We start from the raw sequence: 21,396 nt of genomic DNA, 5'->3' as shown, positions 1-21,396 counted from the left end.
CGCCACTGTATCCATCACCGCCGAGTTTGTGGAAAAGCTTCCGTTGCTGATGGACACCGCCACTGTATCCATCACCGCCGAGTTTGTGGAAAAGCTTCCGTTGCTGATGGACACCGCCACTGTATCCATCACCGCCGAGTTTGTGGAAAAGCTTCCGTTGCTGATGGACGGACGGGCAAGAGTGAAAGCAGCGCGCTTTTCGGCGCACATGCTGTGCGATCGGTTCAAACTTCACTTCGCAGCTTGTGAGTATTGTTGGTGCACCCGGCAGGACTCGAACCTGCGACCTTTTGATTCGAAGTCAAACGCTCTATCCAACTGAGCTACGGGTGCACGTGGTGAACTCAGAAAGCGTGCAAGCGCGTTGCCGATGACAAGAAGCTGCCTTTAACTCATCCTCATCATAAACGCGCCGAATCACGCTCAACACGCCAAAAGCTAAACCAAATCCAGCCCCACTGTCAATCTTCCAATCCTTCTGTGCAGGTGAGCGCCTGCGATCGTTCGAGAGGATGCAAAGGGTTCGCGCTGCTTAGCGGCATATGGCTTTCAAAAGCTGTTTCGCCCCTGAGCGTGACGAAGAGTCAATATCACATAGCACATCGCTGGCGGGCGAACGCCGCCAATATCTTTCGACCGTTGCGTCTTGCCTAAGCTTTGTTTGGGAGATGATTCATCGATCAGGGCGCGCCGTTTGGATCTCTCGCCGGATGTATTTCACCACTGCGTCAATTTGCTCAGGCGTCAGTCGCCCGGCGAAAGGAGGCATTGCGCCTTTGCCGTTGATGATCTGTTGACGCATTTGCTCATCGCTCAGCGCGCGCGCCTGTGGCGATTTCAGGTTAATTTCCGCGACCATCTGAGCCATCGGCCCGCCCTCGCCCGTTGCCCCATGGCACACAGCGCACTCGCGCTGAAAGATCGCTCGTGCTTCGGCCAGCTCTCCCGTGGCGGCTGCGTCTTGCCGGGTTGGGCTTTGGCAAGCAGCGGAGATGAGACAGAACGATGTCAGCACGGAGCAAAGCCACAGCTGCCGAACCGTGCAGGGTGACGAAATCTCAAACCAACTTAGCACACGCACGGCAAAGAGCACACGTCGCCTTAGCGAGCGCGACTTGGAAGCGCAGAGCAAAATCATGCGTCGTTTGATGACCTTCCTTCCTGTGAGTATAAACGAGCCAAACGGCGCGTCGCAAGGAAAAGGGCGAGCAGCGCTGAATAGTAAGGTATGTGTGCTCTTCCGAACGAGGCCATCGCGCGTTCAGTCTTCATTTTGGAGACGAAAGGCGTTCGCTTCGTCGGCGAAGACGCATTCTCCGTTTAGCCAGCGTTGCGCAGGCGAAAAGCGCTTGCACTCAAAGTCCGTTTTCATCGCAACGGGCGGAAACTCTCGCTGCAGTGCGAAACGAGCGACTCCGTGAATGGCGGAAGGATGGTGACAAAACGGCGGCGATTTGCTATATTGACCTAACATCATAACGATTCTCGGCGAGCGCTTCGAAATCGTTATGCGGGAGAGAGTTTTACTGGAGATGTTCGGCGTTCACAGGGACCGTTTACGAGATGAAGGATGGCATGAAGGACCTTTGATGAGATCGGGCCGCACGACGCACAAGCGAGAGAGGGCGACGAGGCGGTTTTCAGAAGGATCACGAATCGCATGGCTAAGTTGTTCGAGCACGAAGGTAAAAGAGCGCTCGCGCTTCGCGGGATGTCGGTCCCGCGTGGGCGAGTAGTCAAAGACCCGGACGAGGCGCGTGTAGCTGCCATCGAGCTGGGCGGGCAAGCAGTCGTCAAGGCTCAAGTCTGGGACACGGATCGCGCGCGACGCGGTGGCATACGCTTTGTCACTACGCCTAATGAGGCGCGCGCCGCCGCGGACGAAATCTTCGCCTCGAAAGCTCTTGGACAGAGAGTTGAAAGCGTTCTGGTCGAGGAGAGGTTAGAGGTTGCGCGAGAGTTCTACATCGGAGCGGCGGTGGATGATCGTGTGCGGCGTCTCGTGCTGTTATTTAGCGCGCTAGGCGGGAGCGGCATCGAAGGTCGCAAAGAGAGCGTGTTGCGTTTGCCCGTGAGCGTGCGGCGCGAGCCGACGCGCCAAGAGCTGCGGCATGAGTTGCTTGCGCGCGAGATGTTGGAGGCGGAGCTGGAGGAAAAGTTGCTTGCGGCGCTGCTGATTCTGTACAGGACGGCGCGTGAGACCGAAGCGCGCAGCATCGAGATCAATCCGCTCGCTTGGACTAGCGACAGGCGTTTGGTGGCGCTCGATTGTCGTCTTTCGGTGGACGACTATGCGGTCTTTCGTCATCCGGAACTCGGCATCGAGATCGCGCGTGAGTTCGGTCATGTGCCGACGCCGCTTGAAAGGATCGCTTGGGCCGTGGAACGAGACGATTATCGCGGCACTTTTTACTTCGTCGAATTGGTCGAAGCGCGAGAAGGGGACGGCATCCCCATCGGTTTTCACGGCGCGGGCGGCGGTGGCGCCATGGCCTCCATGGACGCGGCGGTGCGCGTCGGTCTTCGTCCGCTTAATTACGCTGATACGAGCGGCAATCCGGCGGCCTCCAAGGTTTACAGGGCGGCGCGCATCATCCTCGCGCAACCCGGAATCAAGGGCTACTTTCTCTCCGGTTCAGGCGTTGCCAGTCAGGAGCAGTTTCATCTTGCGCGCGCGCTCGTGAAAGCTTTTCGTGAAGAGGGCATCCGAGTCCCTGCCGTTCTACGCTTAGGCGGCAATGGAGAGGAGTTGGCGGCCAAGATCATGGCTCGTTTCGCCCGTTCGGCGCGCGCGCCCGTTGAGACCTACCGGAAGGAGCAGAGCGCCGAGTTCTGCGCGCAAAGGCTGCGAGCGCTCATCGAGGAGGACCGATCGGCACCGGTGTCGGCTGAGGGCCCAACGTTTGAGGTGCCACCGCCCTCCAGACCGTACAGATTTCGCACGCGCACCGGGTGGATCACATACGACCATGCCGCTTGCGCAAAATGCGAGACTAAAGCTTGCGTCATCGAGTGTGTGCCGCAGATCCTCAAGTTGGTTGATGGTTTGCCCGTGCTTGCCATCTCCGAAGAGGAAGCGGCGCGTGGCAGATGCATAGAGTGTTTGGCTTGTGAGGTTGAATGCTGGATGCAAGGTGCCGGTGGCGGGCGCGTCGAACTGCCCATCCCCGGTCTTGACGAATTTGGTTTGCCAGCGGAGGACCAGTCGAAAAAAGAGGCAACTGGCATTGCGCAAGGGGCGAAGACGACTCGATCTGAAATGACTCACGAGGGAACGGGCAAGTGGCCATTTTGATCGATGAGAAAAAGCGCGTCATCGTGCAAGGCATCACGGGACGCGAAGGGATGGTGCGTGCGCGATTGATGCTCGATTACGGAACCAAGCTCATCGGCGGAGTCACGCCGGGGCGCGGCGGGCAAGTAGTTCACGACTTGCCCGTTTTCGATTCCGTCGCCGAGGCGCGTCGTGCGCTCGGGCCAATAGATGCGAGCGTCATCTTCGTTCCGGCACCAAAGGTGAAAGAAGCGGCGCTCGAAGCTTTGCACGCTGGCGTGCCTTTGCTCGCTCTGATCGCCGACCGCGTTCCACTCTACGATGTGTTGGAGATTGTGGAGGTGGCCGCAGAAACCGGCGCGCGCTTCGTTGGGCCGAACACGGTGGGCGTCATGAGCCCCGATCGAGCGGTGCTCGGGATGATGGGTGGTGCAGCGGAGACGGCGCGCACGTGGTTTCGCGCTGGGCCAGTCGGCATCGCTTCGCGCAGCGGCGGATTGAGCGCGGCTGCCGGTTACTACATCTGTCGCGCCGGGATCGGCCTGAGCACCGTTGTGCACGTCGGCGGCGATGCGGTGGTCGGTTTCACGTTGCGCGACGCGGTAGAAGAGTTCGAACGAGATCCTGAGACCGAGATCGTGGTCGTCATCGGCGAGATCGGAACATCTCAAGAAGAACAGGTTGCCGAAGCGGTCGTTGGCGGCAGCGTGTCGAAACCGGTGATCGCTTACATCGGCGGGCGGGCGGCCCAGAGCGGAACTCGTTACTCGCATGCCGGGGCGATCATCGAGGGGGGGCGCGGAACCTACCAGCACAAGGTCGAGGCTTTGCGCCGCGCTGGCATTCACGTAGTTGAGGCTTTCAACGACATTGCGCGCAAGGTCAGCGAGCTGCTCGGAACGAGGCCGAAAGGAGAGCGCGTGCATGGTTGAAAAGCGACGGACCGAGATCGCCTGGGTCGAAGATGGGCGCATTCTGGTGCGCGGGTATCGTCTGGAAGAGTTGATCGGGCGGCTCTCTTTTGCCGATGCGATCTATCTCGTGTTGCGTGGCGAGCTGCCTGATGAGGCGCGCAGCCGGCTTTTTGAGGCCATTCTCGTCTCGGTGGTGGACCATGGACCGAGCCCCCCTTCGACGGTCGCCGCCGTGACGGTGGCTAGCACCGGCGCGGAATTGAATGCCGCTGTCGCCGCCGGCGTTCTCGCCATTTCACGCTATCACGGCGGAGCGATCGAGGAGAGCATGCGCGCGCTCGCTTCGTGCGTGCGAAGACAAAAGGAACGCGGAGCGAGCGCTGAGGAGGTAGCCGAAGAGTTCGTCTCCTTTTGTCGGCAGCGCGGCGTGCGTCTTGCGGGCTTCGGCCACCGGTTGCATCGCGGCGATCCGCGTACGGCGAGGTTGTTCGCCCTAGCCGAAGAGTTGGGGCTTGCCGGCGAATACGTCGCGCAAGGGCGCGCGTTGGAAGAGGCTTTGGCTCGCGTCCTGCAGCGTCATCTGCCGATCAATGCCGATGGGGCCATCGCCGCGTTGCTTTGCGAGTTGAGCTTTCCGCCGCGCGCGGCCAACGGAATCTTCATGATCGCGCGAATCGCCGGGTTGGTCGCACACGTGAGCGAGGAGCAAGGACAGGGTGTGTGGCTACGTCCCGTCGTGCCCGCCGATTACGAATACGTCGGTCCGGCGGAGCGCGAAATGACTTGACGGTAGCGATCCGATATTTCATGTCACGAGGGCGAGCGAAGAGATGAAGAACGAGCTTCGACGTTTAATCCCTGAGTTCGACTTGATCGAAGATGAGGGTTTGCGTGAGCGCGTTTGTGCCGTGTGGGAAGAGGCGATCGCCGAAGGCGGCTGGACGCTGGATGATCTGGCGCGCATGCCGTTCACGTTGATGGCTGACAACGTGCCGATCGGCTTCATCGAGCACGTGCGCACGGTCTGTCAGATGTGCGTCGCCATTCAGGGCGTGCTCGAACGGGCATACGGCGAGCGCATCAGAATCGACCGCGATGTGTTGGTGGCGGGCGCGTTGCTCGCCGATGTCGGCAAGCTCATTGAGTACGAGAAACGGGACGGAGAATACGTTCGCAGCGCACATGGGCGCAGTTTGCGCCATCCATTCACTGGCGTTGGGCTCTGTTACCGTCACGGCATCCCGCCCGCAGTGATGCATGTTGTCGCGACCCATTCGAAGGAAGGCGAACATGTCGCTCGTTCGCCCGAATCTGTGATCTTTCACCACGCCGATTTCATCGACTTCGATCTAGTCAGCGAGAAGAGACCATTCTGATGATGTCGATTGCGCGACAGTGGGCCGATTATGCCGTCCGGCTGCGTTACGAAGATCTGAGCGCTGAGGCGGTTTACGCAGCGAAGCTCTTTCTGCTCGACAGTTTGGGTTGCGCTTTGGGCGGCGCGAAGACGGAGGATTTTCGCCTCCTGTGCGAGGTGGCGATGGAACTCGGTGGGCGCCCCGAGTGCACGGTGATCGGCGCTGACTTGCGCGCCGATTGCCGACAGGCGACGTTGATCAATGCCGTCGCGATTCGCGCGCTCGACTACAACGACGTCTATTGGAGACAAGACCCATCGCATCCGAGCGATCTGTTGCCAGCAGCCTTCACGGTCGGCGAGCGTGAAAAGCGCTCTGGCAAAGATCTCCTGACGGCCATCGTCATCGCATACGAATTGGAGATGCGCATGTGCGAGGCAGCCCGTCCTGGCATACGCGAACTCGGCTGGCACCACGCGACGCTGACGCAGTTCGTCGCGCCTGTGGTTGCAGGCAAAATGCTCGGCCTCGATCGCGAGCAGATGATCAACGCCATCGGCATCGGCGGCGCGCACAACGCGACGCTCGGCGCAGTAACCGCAGGCAGTTTGACCATGATGAAGAACACGGTCGATCCGATGGCGGTCGAAAGCGGCGTGATGGCTGCGCTCATGGCGCGGCGCGGTTACCGCGGTCCGGAGACCATCTTCGAGGGGCGCGAAGGGTTGTTCTCCTCGCTCGGCGAAGAATGGGATGGCGAGAGGTTAGTCGCTGGTTTGGGAGACGGATTCAAGATCGCCCAGTGTTCCATCAAGCTGTATCCATCGGAGGCGCTCACGCACACGCCCATCAGCGCGACGCTCGATCTCGTTCGAGAGCACGATCTAAGCCCGGAGCAGATCGAGCGGATCGAGGTTCACACCTTGCGGCGCGCTGCCGAGATCCTAGCCGACCCAGCCAAGTACGAGATTGATTCGCGCGAAACGGCCGACCACAGCTTGCCGTATTGCATCGCCGCCGCCGTGGTGGAGCGCGAGTTGACGCCGCGGCAGTTCGCCCCTGACAAATTGCGTGACCTGCGCATCTTGGAATTGGTTTCGAAAGTCGTCGCCGTTTTGGAGCCTTCGTTTGAAGCGCGTTTTCCTGAAGAACAACCGTCGCGCGTGCGCATCATCTTGCGCGATGGGCGCGCGCTCGAACGCGAACGTCGCTTCCCGAAAGGCGACCCGCGCGATCCGCTCAGGCGCGATGAGATACAGAAGAAGTTCGAACAGCTTGCCGAAGGTGTAATCAGCGCCGATGCGCAACGTGCGCTCTTCGACGCGATCGATTCGCTTGAGACGCTCGAAGATGTCGGGGCGCTCATGCGTCTGCTCGCGCGATCCACTTGATCGGAGCGTCGCAGCGCATCTTCCGCCAGCCCTCCCTTATCGGTTGCCCGCGCTTTCAGCGCTCGCTTGTTGAGGCGCAGGCTTTTCTTTGCCTGCGTGTGGGGAATTGTGTCTGAACGCAGACAGCGCAGTGTCTGCGAACGGACAGGCTTGCTCTTTCAGTTGCTCCGGTTGAGCCTTTTGGCTGTGGATTTGAGCGGCGGCACATAATTTGCCCGAAAAGTTACGCGATCAATCGCAGCGAAAGGGATCGTGATGCCGACGAAATCAGCGCACCTGTTGTCGGCTCGCTCGTTGGTACGACGCGACCGCTCGCTCAATTGTATGTGGCGAATCTTCCTGCTTGTGTTCATCGCAGCATCGCTCTGCCGCGTTGAAGCGCGAGCGCACGGCGGCGAGGATCACGGCGAAAGCCAACCGCGAATCACCGCGACCGCCACCGAGGTCAAACATCTCGCGCGTGCAGGTGATCTCGAAATCCTCGTCAAACACGCACCCATCAGTGCGGATCAGGCGACCGCAGCGCGCATCTTTCTATCGCGCTATGCGACGAACGAACCGATCGGCAAAGCGCACATCACGCTGCGTCTTGCTGGTCCGGCTGGCACGGAGGTGGCGGCGAAAGAAAGTCGAACCGCTGGACAGTACGAGCTGGAACTTCCGCCGCTTTCACCGGGCACTTACCGTTTATCTGTTCGTGTCGAGGCGGCAAGTGAGAACGTCGAGGTGGATCTCGGCACGTTCGAGGTCGCGCTCGCAAACAGCGCCGTAAGAGACGACTTCTCGACATCGCGCCTTTTCGCTTGGTTCATGTTGTTTGGGATTGCGGCGGCGAGCGCGCTCTTTTTTGTGTGGCGCATCGCCGGACGACGCCCGAAAAAGGAGGCAAAGGAGGCGACGGTCGTTTGATCGTTCGTTCCTTTGAGAAGGGAGCGTACTGTCTGCTCGCGTGCATCGCCGTGCTATGCGCGACCTGCATTGGGCCAGAAACGCGGTCACAAGAAGCAACGAAGCGGAGCGCGGCAGCTATGCGTCCCGACGCCTCAGCTTTGACCGCGGAACAACTCGTCGAAATGGCGCTCGCGCGACGCGCTGACTTGCTTGCGGCGCGGGCGCGCGCTGAAGCGGCACGTGCGCGCGCGTTGCAGGCCGGTTTACGCCCTAACCCGACGTTGGAGACCGAGTACGGCACGCCGCGTTTTCTTGGCGGCGAAGCGGAACTGGATTTCTCCGTCGGCGTCTCGCAGCTCTTTGAGCTAGGCGACAAGCGCCGTCTGCGCAAGGAGGCCGCGCGCTTGGAAGCCGAACGCGTCGAGGCGGAACTTCATGCGCTTGAACAGCGAATCGCTTCCGAAGTGCGCGCTGCGTTTGCGCGCGCGGTGGCGGCGGGCCAGCTATTGGAGACGTTGAACCAGTTGGTCGCGCTCGGTGAGGATTTGGAGCGGGCGACGGCGGCGAGATTGAAAGAGGGCGACGTCGCCGCGGTCGATCTCGACGCAGTGCGCGTCGAATTGGAGCGCGTGCGCGCCGAACGCGCACGCGCGCAGGCCGATTTTGAGGCGGAGCTGATCGCGTTACGATCATCCGTTGGGCTTGATCTCGACGCCCCGTTGCGCGTTGCTCCGCTCGAAGAGCGTCCGCCACGGTTGGACTTCTCGCTGGCCGAGTTGACGGAGATAGCTTTGCGCGAGCGCGCCGATCTGCGAGCCGCGCGACTGGCTGAAAGCGCGAGCGCGGCGCGCCTGAGGTTGGCCGAAGCGCAGCGGACGCCGGACGTGGCGGCGGTAGCCCGCTTCTCGCGAAGCAAACAGATCGTCGATCTGCCGGAGAGGCTCGGTGGCGTAGCGCTTGACCGCGATAACGAATTGACCTTCGGCTTACAGGTCGCACTCCCAGTCTTCAATCGCAATCAAGGCGAGATCGCCGCTGCTGCCAGCGAGCGTGTGCAAGCGACAAAAGAGCGCGAGTTCCTCGAAGCGGCAATCAAGCGCGACGTGGCGCTCGGTTATCGACGGTATCTGGCCGCGGCGGAGAGCTTGGAGCTATTTGCCGATCGCATTGTCCCGCAATCGGAAGCGATCTTGCGCCGCGTACGCGCCGCGTATGGTCTGGGCGAGTTTTCAATCTTCGACGTGCTTCAAGAGCAGAGGCGGTTGATCGAAAGCCAAACGCGCTATCGCGAAGCGGTGCGTGATTACTACGCCGCGCTTGCCGATCTTGAACGAGCGGTCGGCGCGCCGCTCCTGCGCCGACCGCGCGCGGATCGATCCGCACCGACGACGAGCACTGATGCGGAAAAGCTTCGTCGCGCGCTGTTGCAGGAACGCATCCAGCGCTGATGTCGGCGACCGGTCAGCGCGCGTGCGCATCGATTTCCGCCGAGGAGAGAACGAACCTTTGTCTTGCTCGGCGCCCTTTCAAAGTTTTTATGAGCTAGACAGGGGTGAAGAGCTAAGCGATCAAGCGCGCTCGTCTCGCGCGCTGCTTTTCAGAGTTTTATGGGTTAATTGGATTTCGAAGCGAGGTGATCGTATGAGGAACTTGGTTGGAATCGTTGCGCTCGCATCTTTAGCTTATGCGGTCGCTTCTTTCAGCGCATGCGCGACCGAAAAGCGCGAGGTTAAATCGAACGCGAACGCACGCGGAGCGGTCCCGAACGCAGTGGTGAAGGCGAACGTTGCGGTGAACGACGAGGTGCCAGCAGCGGTGCGCGCTGCGCTCGCCGATGCGTAGACCGTCGCGGTCGAAAAGAAAGAGCTATCCACATCGCAGCTCGCCGAAGTCGAACGCGAAGCCGGAACCAAGGTGCAAAACGCGACGCACACGACCTATTTCGGTTACGCATCGAACGGCGGCGCTCGACGCCAAGTCGGGGCAGCGACCCTGCTCGATGTAGATGGCAAGCAAGTGATCATCATTTACGAGAGCCGGAACGGTTTGCCGTACATCAAAGAGGTGCGCGCCGAAGGACTGCCCTCGGAATTCCTCGCGCAGTTTCGCGGTAAAGGGCACGACGATCCGCTGCAACTCGGACGCGACGTACAAGCGCGCGGTCTCGATCAGCCGACGGCGCGTGCCATCGTCGACGCCGTCAGGCTCGACACGCGCGTGATGCAAACGCTTTACGGCGCACCGCACACGCACTGATCGGTGAGTTTGTAAGCTTTCGTCGCGGCCAAGGAAAGTCCCGACGCATTGCGCTCAGCAGATCGGTGTTTCATGCGCGAGCAAATATGAAGAGAATGCGGAAGATCATGGCAAGCTGGACCAGATTCACGGGCTGCTGGCTCGTACTCATGGTCGCTTTGTGTTTCTCCGTCCGCGCACACGAGGGAGAAGATCACGGCGCGCCCGCTCGCTCCACCGCAACCGCTGTCGCTCTTTCTGCGCGCGTGGCCGAGCGAAACGTGCAGACGCCGGTGGGGCAGTTTCGCTTTCGTCTGCGACAGACGCCGCCGGACCCGCGCGTGGGCGAAGAGACGCAGTTCGAGGTTGAAGTTCTGGAGCGCGTCGAAGGAGGTTTCGGTTCGAGCGAAGGGTTGCAACCGGCGAAAATTTCGCGCGTTGTGGCGCGCATCGCCAAAGCCGACGGCACCGTGATCGAACCGCAGCTCGACGCGCACGAAGAGAATCGACCCGGCGTGCGCGGTGTTCATTACGTTTTCGGATCAGCGGGAGAATACAAGATCTCCTTCGATTTCACGCTCGCCGACGGCCGTTCTCTGTCGGTCGATTTCCCCGTGTCGGTTGTCGTTGCGCCGATCAACTGGACGTTCTGGCTGGTGCTCGGCGCGCTCTTTCTCCTTTCGGCAAGCGTCGTCGTTGGCTACCACGTCGTGTTGCGGCGTCGGGGCGTTGCTGGCAAGGAGGTCGCACGTCGCGCGTTGCCTGTCAGCATCACTGTCTTTGTGCTCTTCATCGTCGGCGCGATATTGCTTGCGCGCGTCGAACGGCCACGCCAATCGAGAGCGACGGGCGAAACGACAGCGAGCGCCGCCGTTCTGCCGAACGCAGTCGCGGGGCCGGAAATCGTCATCCCGAAAGAATCACAACTGCTCTTTGGCATTCGCACCGCAATAGTTGAAGAGCGTCCCGTGACCGCTGGGTTGAAGGTGACGGGCGTCGTGCGCGCGCGTCCCAACTCGCGCGCGACCATTGCGCCTCCCGTTTCGGGGCGCGTCTTTTTCAAGGATGGATTGACGCTCGGCTCTTTCGTTGCGCGCGGTGAACGGATCGGCACGGTCGAACAGATCCTCGGCGCGTCGGAACAAGCGGGCCTTGAAGCGCAGCGCACGGAGTTGCAGCGTGCTGTTTTGGAGCAGCAGGCGAAGAGAAGCGAACAAGAGGCTCTGGCACAACAGGCGCGAGCGCGCCTAGCGCAAGCGGAACGTGAATTGCGCCGAGCCACGGAGCTTCTCGAGGTCGGCGCCGTGCCGCGAAAGCGCGTCGAAGAGGCGCAGACCGCTGTTCAGATAGCGCGTCAAGAGGTCATCGCCGCAGAACAGCAAGCGCGCATCGCCGCCGAACAGGTGCGCGTGGTGCAGACGGGAGCGCAGCGCATTGGTCCAGTCCGTCGCTTCCCGTTGATCGCTCCGGTGACGGGCGTCATCAGCGACGTCAAAGCGGCGACGGGGCAGCAGGTCGAGGCGGGAAGTGAGCTGCTGAACGTCGTGGATCTATCGGTCGTCTACCTTGAGGCGCGAGTTTTTGAAGGCGATCTGGCGAAGGTGCGTGATGCGCGACAGGCGAGCTATACGACGCCGGCTTTTCCCGATGAAGTGTTCGGTCTCGGCAAGGGTGGGGGAGGTCGTATCGTCGCCATAGGGACGAGTGTGGATCCGCAGACGCGGAGCGTGCCAGTGATCTTCGAAGTCGCGAACCCCGCGAACCGTTTGCGCGATGGCATGTTCGTCGAGATCGTTTTCGACGTCGGCGAGACGACGCCCGTCCTCGCCGTGCCCAAACGCGCTGTCATCACCGAAGAGGGGCGCACATACGTCTTCGTCTTCAATGGCAGCGAGAGGTTTGAAAAACGCGCCGTGCTTCTCGGCGCTGAAGGACGTGATTTCTACGCGGTCAAATCGGGATTGAATCGGGGCGAGCGCGTCGTTGTCGATGGCGTCTATCAGTTGCGCTCGGCTCGACCCGGGTGATCGAGCGCGATCTAATCACGCGAACTGCTTGGCCGGTGATGAGAAGGAGCGAAAAATTCGGCGAAACCGTGGAGGAGAAGATGCGAGAAGAACTCACGTTGGCACTTAAAGAAGTCTCCGCAAAGCGAGGGAAGAAGGCTATCCGCTACACAATGCGCGTATGGCGGTGGTTAATGTTTGCATCGGCAGCAAGCTTGATCGTCGCGCTCACGGCTTGCGGCACCGAACCGGCAAAGATAAATGGAAACCGCACCGCCGCGCAGAACGAAGCGGCGAATCAGAAGATGAGTCATGGCGGCAGCCAAGACTCGCACGCGACGATGGACCACGCGCAGATGCAAAGCTCGCCGGGTGCGGAAAAAGCCCCGTATGACTTGCAGTTCATCGACACGATGATCGCGCATCACCAAGGCGCGATAGACATGGCGCGGCTGGCAGCGGATCGCGCCGAAAGGGGCGAACTCAAGGAGCTTGCGCGAAAGATCATCGCCGATCAGGAGCGCGAAATCGCGCAGATGCGCCAGTGGCGCGAGCGTTGGTACAAAGGGCAAGCGCCCGCGATGAACATGGACCTTCCCGGCATGAGAGAGTCTATGCAGATGGATATGGGCAAGCTCGCAGAAGCGCGCGGGAGAGTTTTCGACCTGCTTTTCATCGATATGATGATCCCCCATCATGAAGGGGCCGTGAAGATGTCACGGCAAGCGCTCGAGCGCGCTGAGCACGTCGAAGTGAGACGTTTAGCCGAGCAGATCATCGCCGCGCAGCAAGCTGAAATCGCGCAGATGCGCCAGTGGCGCGCGGAATGGGAGAAGTGATCGGCGATCCGAGGAGGAGCTCTACGGAGCTTCTCCTCGCGCGTTGCACGAGGCTGGCCCAATGCTCAACGCAATCATCAAATGGTCGCTAGAGAACCGGCTGCTCGTCGTCGCCATCGCGGCGTTGACGCTGGCATGGGGGACTTACATCGCGCTTCAGTTGCCGGTCGACGTCTTCCCCGATCTGAACAAGCCGACGGTGACGATCTTGACCGAAGCGCCGGGGCTAGCTCCTGAAGAAGTGGAAACGCTCGTCACCGTGCCGATCGAGACCGTGCTCAACGGTGCGCCCGGCGTGACGCGCGTCCGGTCGCAAAGCGGCATCGGGCTATCGGTCATCACCGTCGAGTTCGATTGGGGAACGGACATTTACCGCAACCGCCAGTTGGTGAGCGAGAAATTGCAGCTTGCGCGTGAGCAACTCCCGCAAGGGGTTACGCCCGTGATGGGGCCGATCGCCTCGATCATGGGTGAGATCATGTTGATATCCGTGCGTTCGCGCGATGGTTCGACTGATCCGATGGAATTGCGATCGCTCGCCGACTGGACCATACGTCCGCGATTGATGTCGATCCCGGGCGTCGCGCAAGTGATTAACATCGGTGGCGGCGTCAAGCAGTACCAAGTGCTCATTTCGCCAGCCAAGCTCGCGCAGTTCGAGCTGACGATCGAAGACGTTGCGCGCGCGCTCGAACGCGCCAACTTGAACACGACGGGCGGCTTCCTCGACGCGCAATCGCAAGAGTTTCTCGTCCGCAATCTGGCGCGCGCCTACACGATCGAAGATCTTCGACGGACAGCGGTCGCTTATCGCAATGGCGCTTCCGTCTTGCTCGGTGAGGTAGCTGCGGTCAAGGAAGGCCCGCGCATCAAACGAGGCGATGCCGGGACCAACGGCGCGCCCGCCGTCATCATGTCGGTGCAGAAGCAGCCGGGCGCTTCGACGATCGAGCTGACCGAAAAAATCGACGACGCGATCCGCGAAATCCAAGCGACGTTGCCGCCCGACATCGAGATCAACCTGCGCTTGTTCCGTCAAGCGAACTTCATTCAGGCTTCGATCCGCAACGTCATCGAAGCGCTGCGCGACGGCGCGATACTGGTCACGGTCGTCCTCTTCCTGTTCTTGCTCAACTTGCGGACCACGGCGATCACGCTCACGGCCATTCCGCTCTCTTTCATCGTCACTTTTCTCGTCTTCCGCGCCTTCGATGTTTCGATCAACACGATGACGCTCGGCGGATTGGCGGTCGCCATCGGCGAGCTGGTGGATGATTCCATCGTCGATGTGGAGAACATCTTTCGCCGTTTGCGCGAAAACAGAGCATCTCCCGACCCGAAACCGGCGCGGCGCGTCATCTACGAGGCGTCGCTCGAAATTCGTTCGAGCATCGTCTATGCGACCCTCATCGTCGCACTGGTCTTCGTTCCGCTCTTCGCTTTGACCGGCATCGAAGGACGATTGCTCGCGCCGCTCGGTCTTGCCTACATCACATCGCTCATCGCGTCGCTCGTGGTGAGTTTAACGGTGACGCCGGTGCTCGCCTCTTACCTGTTGCCGCAGATGAAGGTAATGCGCCACGGGCGTGAAAGCTTTCTGGTCCGGTTCTTGAAACGATGGGACGAGCGATTGCTTCGCCACACGTTGCGCCATCCGAACGTCGTTATGGCGAGCGCAGGTGCGCTCCTCGTCGCCGCGTTGGCCACGCTGCCTTTCGTCGGGACATCCTTCCTGCCGGAGTTCAACGAAGGGACGTTGACGATCAACGTGCTGGCCGAACCTGGGATTAGCCTCGAGGAGAGCGATCGCATCGGGAGAATAGCCGAAAAACTGATCCTGGAAGTGCCGGAGGTCGTCGCGACCGGTCGGCGCACAGGGCGCGCCGAAATGGATGAGCATGCCGAAGGCGTCCACTACACCGAGATAGATGTCGATCTTCGGCGCAGCGAACGCACACGCGATGAGATACTACGGGACATCCGGCAGAAGCTCGCGGTCATTCCGGGCGTGACGGTGAACGTCGGACAGCCGATCTCGCATCGATTGGACCACCTGCAATCGGGCGTGCGCGCGCAGATCGCCATCAAGCTTTTCGGCGATGATCTGGCGACTTTGCGCAACAAAGCCGAGGAGATCGTCAACGTCGTCGGCACGGTCAACGGCGCGACCGACGTGCAGATCGAAAAGCAGGTGCTCATCCCGCAAGTGCGGTTTGAGGTCGATCGTGAAGCGGCGGCTCGTTATGGTTTACAACCGGGCGAGGTCGCTGAAACTTTGGAGATGGCGCTCAACGGAAAGAAGGTCTCGGAGATCGTCGAGGGGCAGCGGCGTTACGACCTCATCATACGCTTCGGTGACGAAGCGCGCTCCTCGCTCGATGCGCTCCGAAACGTGACGATCGACACGCCGCAAGGGACTCAAATACCGGTCGCGGCGGTAGCGCGCATTGAAAATCTTCCGGGGCCGAATCAGATCTTGCGCGAGAACGCGCAGCGTCGGATCGTCGTTTCGGCCAACGTCGCGGGGCGCGACTTGGGTTCGGTCGTGCGCGACATTCAAGATCGCGTGCGAAGGCAAGTGCAACTTCCCCCTGGTTACTTCATCGAGTACGGCGGCCAGTTCGAGGCGCAGCAGGAGGCGACCCGTAGGCTCACGCTGCTTAGCATCTTTTCGGTCGTCGCCATCTTCTTCCTTTTGATCAAAGCGCTCGGCGATTGGCGTTCTGCCCTGCAGGTGATGGTCAATATTCCGCTCGCCTTGATCGGCGCGATCTTCGCCATGCTCCTTTCAGGCGGCGTCTTTTCGGTGGCGACGCTGGTCGGTTTCATCTCGCTCATCGGGATCACGTCGCGCAATGGCATCATGATGATCTCGCACTACATTCACCTGATGCGCGAAGAGGGCGAAGATTTCACCGAACGGATGATCATTCGCGGTTCGCTCGAAAGGCTCGTGCCCGTGATGATGACGGCTCTGACCGCTGGGCTTTCCTTGATCCCGTTCATTTTGGCAGCCGATGCACCCGGCAAAGAGATTTTGCATCCGCTCGCCGTCGTCGTTCTCGGCGGCATCTTGACGGCGACTTTGCTGGACCAATTGGTGACGCCCGCGGTCTTCTACAAATTCGGTCGTCCCATCGCCGAGCGGGTCATCAAGGAGCGGAGGCTGAGAGAGAGAGAGGCTGGAGAAGGAGAGAAGACGCGCTTCGAAACGCCGCAACCTGTTGGGGATTGACCGATCAGCGGATGAAAATGGCAGAAGCCCGCTTTAAGTTTCGACTGCGAGGCGTCGCTCATCATCTACGCTCAGCGAAAGCGGAGAAGAGAACGTGAAAGCATCCGTGAATCGAACAGAAAGCGAAGAACATGGCGAAGCCAAAATGGAGCGCGTTGATTTGCAGATCAACGGGATGACGTGCGCGGCGTGCGCACGGCGCATCGAACGGCGGCTGCGCAAAGTCGCGGGCGTCAAGCAAGCGAACGTCAACTTCGCCACTTCGCGCGCCACAGTCGAGTACGACGCGCGCGCGTGCGATGCGCGTCAGTTGATCGCCGCAGTCAAAGATGTCGGCTACGATGTCGGCGGCAGATCGCGCGTGAGTTTCGTCGTCGACGATTCGGCGCGCCCCGCTGGGTCGAGCCAACCGCTTGAGAACCATTTGAAGCGTTTGCGTGGCGTCGTCGAAGCGACCTTCAACTTGGTGAATATGGAGGTGCGCGTCGAGTATCTGCCGGGGGTTGTGGATGCGCAGACGATTCGTCGCGCCATCGAAGGGTTCGGCTACCAAGTGCGCGAGACCAGTGGAGAGGGACCGCACGAGCTCATCGAAGAAGATGATGCGCACGCGGCGGAGTATCGGAGCTTGCGGCGAAAGTTCATCATCGCGACGGTCCTTTCTCTTCCGGTGCTCGCTATTGCCATGAGTCATGGCCGGTTCGATTTCCCCGGAAGCGGCTGGTTGCAACTGGTCTTGACGACGCCGGTCGTCTTCTACTGCGGCGCGCAGTTTTACAAAGGGGCTTGGGCGGCGTTTCGTCACCGCGCCGCCGACATGAACACGCTGATCGCGGTCGGCACGGGGACGGCTTATCTCTATTCGGTGGCGGCTACCTTCTTCCCGCGTTTCTTCGCGTCAGCGGCTACGGGGCACAACGTTCCGGTCTATTTTGAAGCGGCGGGTGTCATCATCGCGCTCATCCTGCTCGGTCGGATGTTGGAAGCGCGCGCGAAAGGGCGAACGAGCGACGCGATCCGACGTCTCATCGGGTTGCAAGCGCGCACGGCGCGCGTCGTTCGTGACGGACGTGAATTGGAGGTTCAAGTCGAAGAGGTCGTGCCGGGCGACATCGTTGTAGTACGACCTGGCGAGAAGATCCCCGTCGATGGAATCATCGTCGAAGGATCGAGCGCGGTGGACGAATCGATGTTGACGGGCGAGAGCTTGCCGGTCGAAAAGGACCAAGGCGATGAGGTCTTCGGCGGAACGCTCAACAAAACCGGTAGCTTCAAATTCCGCGCGACCAAGGTCGGCAAGGAGACGGCCTTGCAGCAGATCGTCAAACTCGTGCAGGAAGCGCAAGGGGCGAAGGCTCCCGTCGCGCGGCTGGCCGATGTGGTGAGCGGCATCTTCACGCCGATCGTCATCTGCGTGGCGATTGCGACCTTCGTCATCTGGTACGTCGTTGCGCCCGTGGATGTGCGTCTGAACATGGCGCTCGTCAATTTCGTCTCGGTGCTGATCATCGCTTGCCCATGTGCGCTCGGTCTGGCGACGCCGACGGCGATCATGGTCGGCACAGGGCGCGGAGCCGAACTGGGCATTCTGATCAAAGGCGGCGAAGCTTTGGAGACGGCGCATCGGTTGCAAGTCGTTCTGCTCGACAAGACCGGGACGATCACCAAAGGGCGCCCGACCGTGACGGAGATCGTTGCATCAGATGCTTTTGCCGCCGATGAACTGCTGCGTTTGATCGCTTCCGCCGAACGCGCGAGCGAACATCCGCTCGGGGAAGCGATCGTGCGAGCTGCGCAAACGCGCGGCATGGAACTCAGCGAGCCGACCGAATTCAAAGCGCTCGCTGGTCATGGCATTGAAGCGCGAGTCGAAGGGCACGACCTGTTGCTTGGGAGTCTGAAGCTGATGCGCGATCATCACGTCGCGCTTGACGGATTTGAAGCGCGCGCGGCGACGCTCTCTGCCGACGGCAAGACGCCCGTTTATGCGGCAGTGGACGGACGTTTCGCCGGTTTGGTCGCCATCGCTGATGAGATCAAACCGGAAGCGGGCGAAGCTGTAGCGATGTTGAAGCGAATGGGGCTTGAAGTCGTCATGATCACCGGCGACGACCGTCGGACGGCGGAAGCGGTGGCGCGCGCCGTTGGAATCGAACGGGTGCTCGCCGAAGTCCTGCCGCAAGACAAAGCGCGCGAAGTAAAACGCTTCCAGCAGGAGGAGAAGAAGACTGTTGGCATGGTCGGCGACGGAATCAACGATGCGCCAGCTCTCGCGCAAGCTGATGTCGGCATCGCCATCGGAACGGGGACGGACGTCGCCATTGAAGCTTCGGACGTCACGTTGATACGGGATGATTTGCGTGGCGTTGCAATGGCCATCAGACTCGCGCGCGCGACCATGCGCGTCATCAAACAGAATCTCTTCTGGGCCTTTATCTACAACACGCTCGGCATCCCCGTAGCGGCAGGGGCGCTCTATCCATTCACCGGCTGGCTGCTTTCGCCGATCATCGCAAGCGCGGCGATGAGCCTTTCGAGCGTGTCGGTGGTGGCGAACAGTTTGCGATTGCGTCGGTTCAAGTAGGGTTGCGAGGCGAGACTTCGTTCTCGCCTCATTCGCACCGGTTGATGTCGGGCGTTCGAGCGAACAATTTTACGGACTAGATTCGCCATTGTCGGTTGGCGAACATTACCCTGGTGGAAAGTTTATGAGTGTTCAACCGTTCGCGGCGCATCGCCGAGACCGCGTTTGCGAATGATCTCCGCGGTGAGGAAAGATGAGCATCTGGATTTGGGCGACAACATCGGCGACATTGGATGGAAGCGAATGGGCGGTGATCGTCGCTGGCGCGGCGGCGATCATCTTCGTGCTCTGGTACTTCTTCGGCGAGCGTCAAGGCGTTGCGGCGAAGGCGACCGAAGGTGGAGCACAAGAGATTTCAATTACGGTCAAGGGCGGCTATTCGCCCGATACGATCATCGTCAAACAAGGGCGGCCCGTGCGGCTGAAGTTCCGGCGTGAAGAGACGGCCTCGTGCAGCGAACAGGTCATCTTCAGCGATTTCGGAATCGTGCGCGATCTTCCGCCGTTTCAGACGACCGTCGTAGAATTTACGCCAGATAAACCCGGTGAGTACGCTTTCACTTGCGGCATGCGAATGCTGCGTGGAAGATTGATCGTCGAGCCGGATGGTCCCGCCGTTTAGGAGCAAACGGCGAGGGGAGCGTTGATAATACTTCAGCCGTGTCGGTGCGTGCCCAAGGATGATCGGGGATGACAAAGCAGCGCGTCGTTGCGGTTTAAAATGTGCTGAGAGCGTGGAGTCGCTCTAGTCGTGTGAGCTGTCTATATTCTCAGGCGAAGAGCATGACCTCGGTCAGAGGTGCTAGGTAGAGATGAGACTAGAAGACCAACGGAAGGTGTTTAGCGAAAGGGACGGATTGCATCGCGCGAGGAAATGGGCTTTCTGCGTGCCTTTGCTCATCGGCGTTGGGATGTGTGGCGTCTTCGCACACGACCTGTTCTTGAAGCTTGATACCTACTTTCTGAAACCTGGGACGCGTGCCACGGTCAAACTGCTCAACGGGACTTTTCAAACAAGCGACGGCATAGTGCGGCGCGAACGCTTGCGCGATGCGCGCGTCGTCCTGCCCGGTGGAGATGTCGTGCGCCCATCCGCAGAACAGTGGCGCGATGAAGCGCAGACGACCATGCTCGATATCGAGACCAAAGGCGCAGGGACTTACGTCGTTGGCGTATCGACGGCTCCTCGCGAAATAGAGTTACGAGCCAAGGATTTCAACGAATACTTGGCGCATGACGGATTGCCAGATACTTTAGCGGAGAGACGTCGCCGAGGCGAGTTGAACAAGGACGTTCGCGAGCGATATTCCAAGCACGTGCGCGCCATCCTACAAGTTGGAGACGAAAGGACGGATGATTACAAGACCCTGCTCGGGTATCCGGTGGAGATCGTCCCTGTTTCGAACCCGTATGCGCTCCGCCCGGGACAGGTGCTTGAAGTGCTTTTTTTGAAAGACGGAAAGCCAGTCGCCGATCAGTTCATGCTCGCCGGATACGAACTGAACGGGAGGTTGTCGCGGGAGATCTCCGCGCGAACTGATCGAAATGGAGTCGCACGGTTCCGCTTGAGGAGTCGTGGCAAGTGGTATGTGAAAACGATCCATATGACGCGCGTTTCGGAACCGCACTTGGATTATGAATCGAAGTGGGCGACCTTGACGTTCGAATTGAGATGAAGCCGCGCTATGTTGAGCGATGATTCTTCTCGGTGCCGGGCCGAGAGGAGGTTTTTGATTCGCTCAGAGGATGCCGTTGATGAGCTTGATACGCCGTTACAAAGAGATCATTTTCGGCGTCGGCCTTGGACTCTTGATGTGGGGTATAGATGCCGCGATGCACGTGCGCATGAGCGCCGAAGCGGATCTTCCTGCAAGCTTCGTCGCCGAGCTGTTCTCCCCCGGGGCGACACAGGCGTTCTTTCGCGCGCTCTTCTTGCTGATCGCAATCGCGTTCGGGTTTGCCTTGTGGCGCGCTAATTGGCGCGAACGAGAATTGCGCGCGCTCGAAGAAGCGATCATCTCCTTTCATCGTCAACTCGACAGCCCGGCAATGCGCATCGTCAACCACGTGCGTATGCTGCAAACTCGAACACAGCCGACGCAAGACGACCTCATGCGAACCGTGCTCGAACTGATCGGTGAGGATGCACGAACGATCGACGAATTGGCGCGACAGTACATCAAATTCAGCGAACAAGTCATGGCTGGCCGGACTGCCGAAGCGCTCGAAACCTTGCGTGCCATCATCGCACGGCGAACCGCAGGGCAAGAGTCGTAGTTCGCTCGTCTTTTTCGACGAGTTTCAAGGAAGGATCATTGGCCCGCAGTCGCTCCTGCGAGTCAGGAGATGCTCGCGCTTTTGGCCGCTTAGATCGAGTCGGTCAATCTCGCCTCGAACATGCACGAGCGGCGCGCGACTAACCGAACGACGAGTTCGCGGAAGAGGACGGAGTGAAGATGTGAGCTTGCCGGTTGATAAGCGTTGTGGCGCCGCTCAGCGGCTCACGCAGCGCTCCTCATTGACGTCAAGCGACGTCGTAATCGCTGCGTGACGCATCGCTCCTTCCTTCTTTTTCGATCCGGCTGTGGTTCCATTAAAACATGGTTTGGATGACGAGTGCGATTAGCTTTCCACAAGGGCGGGCCGTTCAAAACTTGCAGCCGACAAAG

General features: G+C 60.2%; 18 protein-coding genes and 1 tRNA gene. 16 read left to right on the top strand and 3 right to left on the bottom strand.

Features of this window, described 5'->3' with window-relative positions; all coding sequences use genetic code 11:
- Window positions 1-256 precede the first annotated feature (256 nt).
- Together C4334_RS05275 and C4334_RS05270 are read right to left on the bottom strand one after the other, a co-directional pair.
- Window positions 257-333, bottom strand: a tRNA-Arg gene (locus C4334_RS05275).
- 340 nt (window positions 334-673) lie between these two features.
- Window positions 674-1,138 carry a c-type cytochrome gene (locus tag C4334_RS05270; RefSeq protein ID WP_352431035.1) on the bottom strand — a complete coding sequence of 155 codons (465 nt, stop codon included), beginning with the start codon at window positions 1,136-1,138 and terminating at the stop codon, window positions 674-676.
- Between the two features lie 522 nt (window positions 1,139-1,660).
- Between C4334_RS05270 and C4334_RS05265 the strand changes: the two genes are divergently transcribed.
- The 5 genes from C4334_RS05265 to C4334_RS05245 are packed head-to-tail and all read left to right on the top strand — an operon-like array spanning window position 1,661 to window position 6,937.
- Complete coding sequence (locus C4334_RS05265) at window positions 1,661-3,295, top strand: ATP-grasp domain-containing protein (protein WP_352431034.1); 1,635 nt, start codon at window positions 1,661-1,663, stop codon at window positions 3,293-3,295.
- The gene (locus C4334_RS05260) at window positions 3,283-4,206 is read left to right on the top strand and encodes a succinate--CoA ligase subunit alpha (protein ID WP_352431033.1); all 924 of its coding nucleotides are present in this window, start codon (window positions 3,283-3,285) and stop codon (window positions 4,204-4,206) included. Before C4334_RS05265 ends, C4334_RS05260 begins: the two co-directional genes overlap by 13 nt.
- Window positions 4,199-4,975, top strand: a complete 777-nt coding sequence (locus tag C4334_RS05255) for a citryl-CoA lyase (protein ID WP_352431032.1) — start codon at window positions 4,199-4,201, stop codon at window positions 4,973-4,975. Before C4334_RS05260 ends, C4334_RS05255 begins: the two co-directional genes overlap by 8 nt.
- Before the next feature lie 43 nt (window positions 4,976-5,018).
- Entirely contained in the window at window positions 5,019-5,564 is a 546-nt protein-coding gene (locus C4334_RS05250) for an HDIG domain-containing metalloprotein (protein WP_352431031.1), read from the top strand.
- Entirely contained in the window at window positions 5,564-6,937 is a 1,374-nt protein-coding gene (locus C4334_RS05245) for an MmgE/PrpD family protein (protein WP_352431030.1), read from the top strand. The genes C4334_RS05250 and C4334_RS05245 overlap by 1 nt, the downstream gene beginning before the upstream one ends.
- Before the next feature lie 158 nt (window positions 6,938-7,095).
- Here C4334_RS05245 and C4334_RS05240 read toward each other — a convergent pair whose 3' ends face one another.
- Complete coding sequence (locus tag C4334_RS05240) at window positions 7,096-7,290, bottom strand: hypothetical protein (protein WP_352431029.1); 195 nt, start codon at window positions 7,288-7,290, stop codon at window positions 7,096-7,098.
- On the opposite strand from C4334_RS05240, the gene C4334_RS05235 reads away from it, so the two are divergent.
- The 11 genes from C4334_RS05235 to C4334_RS05185 all read left to right on the top strand — a co-directional run bounded on the left by C4334_RS05235 (window position 7,283) and on the right by C4334_RS05185 (window position 21,004).
- On the top strand, window positions 7,283-7,846 hold the full coding sequence (locus C4334_RS05235; protein ID WP_352431028.1) for a copper resistance CopC family protein: 564 nt from the start codon (window positions 7,283-7,285) through the stop codon (window positions 7,844-7,846). The two genes, C4334_RS05240 and C4334_RS05235, sit on opposite strands and share 8 nt — an antisense overlap.
- A 119-nt stretch (window positions 7,847-7,965) precedes the next feature.
- A complete protein-coding gene (locus tag C4334_RS05230; RefSeq protein WP_352431027.1) occupies window positions 7,966-9,276 on the top strand; it encodes a TolC family protein in 1,311 nt (436 codons plus the stop codon).
- Window positions 9,277-9,469: 193 nt separating this feature from the next.
- A complete protein-coding gene (locus C4334_RS05225; RefSeq protein ID WP_352431026.1) occupies window positions 9,470-9,670 on the top strand; it encodes a hypothetical protein in 201 nt (66 codons plus the stop codon).
- A gap of 72 nt (window positions 9,671-9,742) precedes the next feature.
- Entirely contained in the window at window positions 9,743-10,084 is a 342-nt protein-coding gene (locus tag C4334_RS05220) for a hypothetical protein (protein ID WP_352431025.1), read from the top strand.
- Window positions 10,085-10,179: 95 nt separating this feature from the next.
- On the top strand, window positions 10,180-12,090 hold the full coding sequence (locus C4334_RS05215) for an efflux RND transporter periplasmic adaptor subunit (protein ID WP_352431024.1): 1,911 nt from the start codon (window positions 10,180-10,182) through the stop codon (window positions 12,088-12,090).
- A gap of 80 nt (window positions 12,091-12,170) precedes the next feature.
- On the top strand, window positions 12,171-12,908 hold the full coding sequence (locus tag C4334_RS05210; protein WP_352431023.1) for a DUF305 domain-containing protein: 738 nt from the start codon (window positions 12,171-12,173) through the stop codon (window positions 12,906-12,908).
- A gap of 61 nt (window positions 12,909-12,969) precedes the next feature.
- Window positions 12,970-16,143, top strand: coding sequence for an efflux RND transporter permease subunit (locus C4334_RS05205; protein WP_352431022.1), 3,174 nt, complete (start codon window positions 12,970-12,972; stop codon window positions 16,141-16,143).
- 106 nt (window positions 16,144-16,249) lie between these two features.
- Window positions 16,250-18,727: a heavy metal translocating P-type ATPase gene (locus C4334_RS05200; RefSeq protein WP_502943403.1), complete on the top strand. Its 2,478-nt coding sequence runs from the start codon at window positions 16,250-16,252 to the stop codon at window positions 18,725-18,727.
- Between the two features lie 193 nt (window positions 18,728-18,920).
- On the top strand, window positions 18,921-19,349 hold the full coding sequence (locus C4334_RS05195; protein ID WP_352431021.1) for a cupredoxin domain-containing protein: 429 nt from the start codon (window positions 18,921-18,923) through the stop codon (window positions 19,347-19,349).
- A 214-nt stretch (window positions 19,350-19,563) separates the two neighbouring features.
- A complete protein-coding gene (locus C4334_RS05190; protein ID WP_352431020.1) occupies window positions 19,564-20,403 on the top strand; it encodes a DUF4198 domain-containing protein in 840 nt (279 codons plus the stop codon).
- A gap of 79 nt (window positions 20,404-20,482) precedes the next feature.
- Complete coding sequence (locus tag C4334_RS05185; RefSeq protein WP_352431019.1) at window positions 20,483-21,004, top strand: hypothetical protein; 522 nt, start codon at window positions 20,483-20,485, stop codon at window positions 21,002-21,004.
- Window positions 21,005-21,396: the final 392 nt, after the last annotated feature.

Source organism: Pyrinomonas sp. (assembly GCF_040289685.1).
Taxonomy (GTDB): Bacteria; Acidobacteriota; Blastocatellia; order Pyrinomonadales; family Pyrinomonadaceae; genus Pyrinomonas.
Note: the sequence above shows the minus strand (reverse complement) of the source record. Positions and strands in the feature narration are given on the sequence as shown.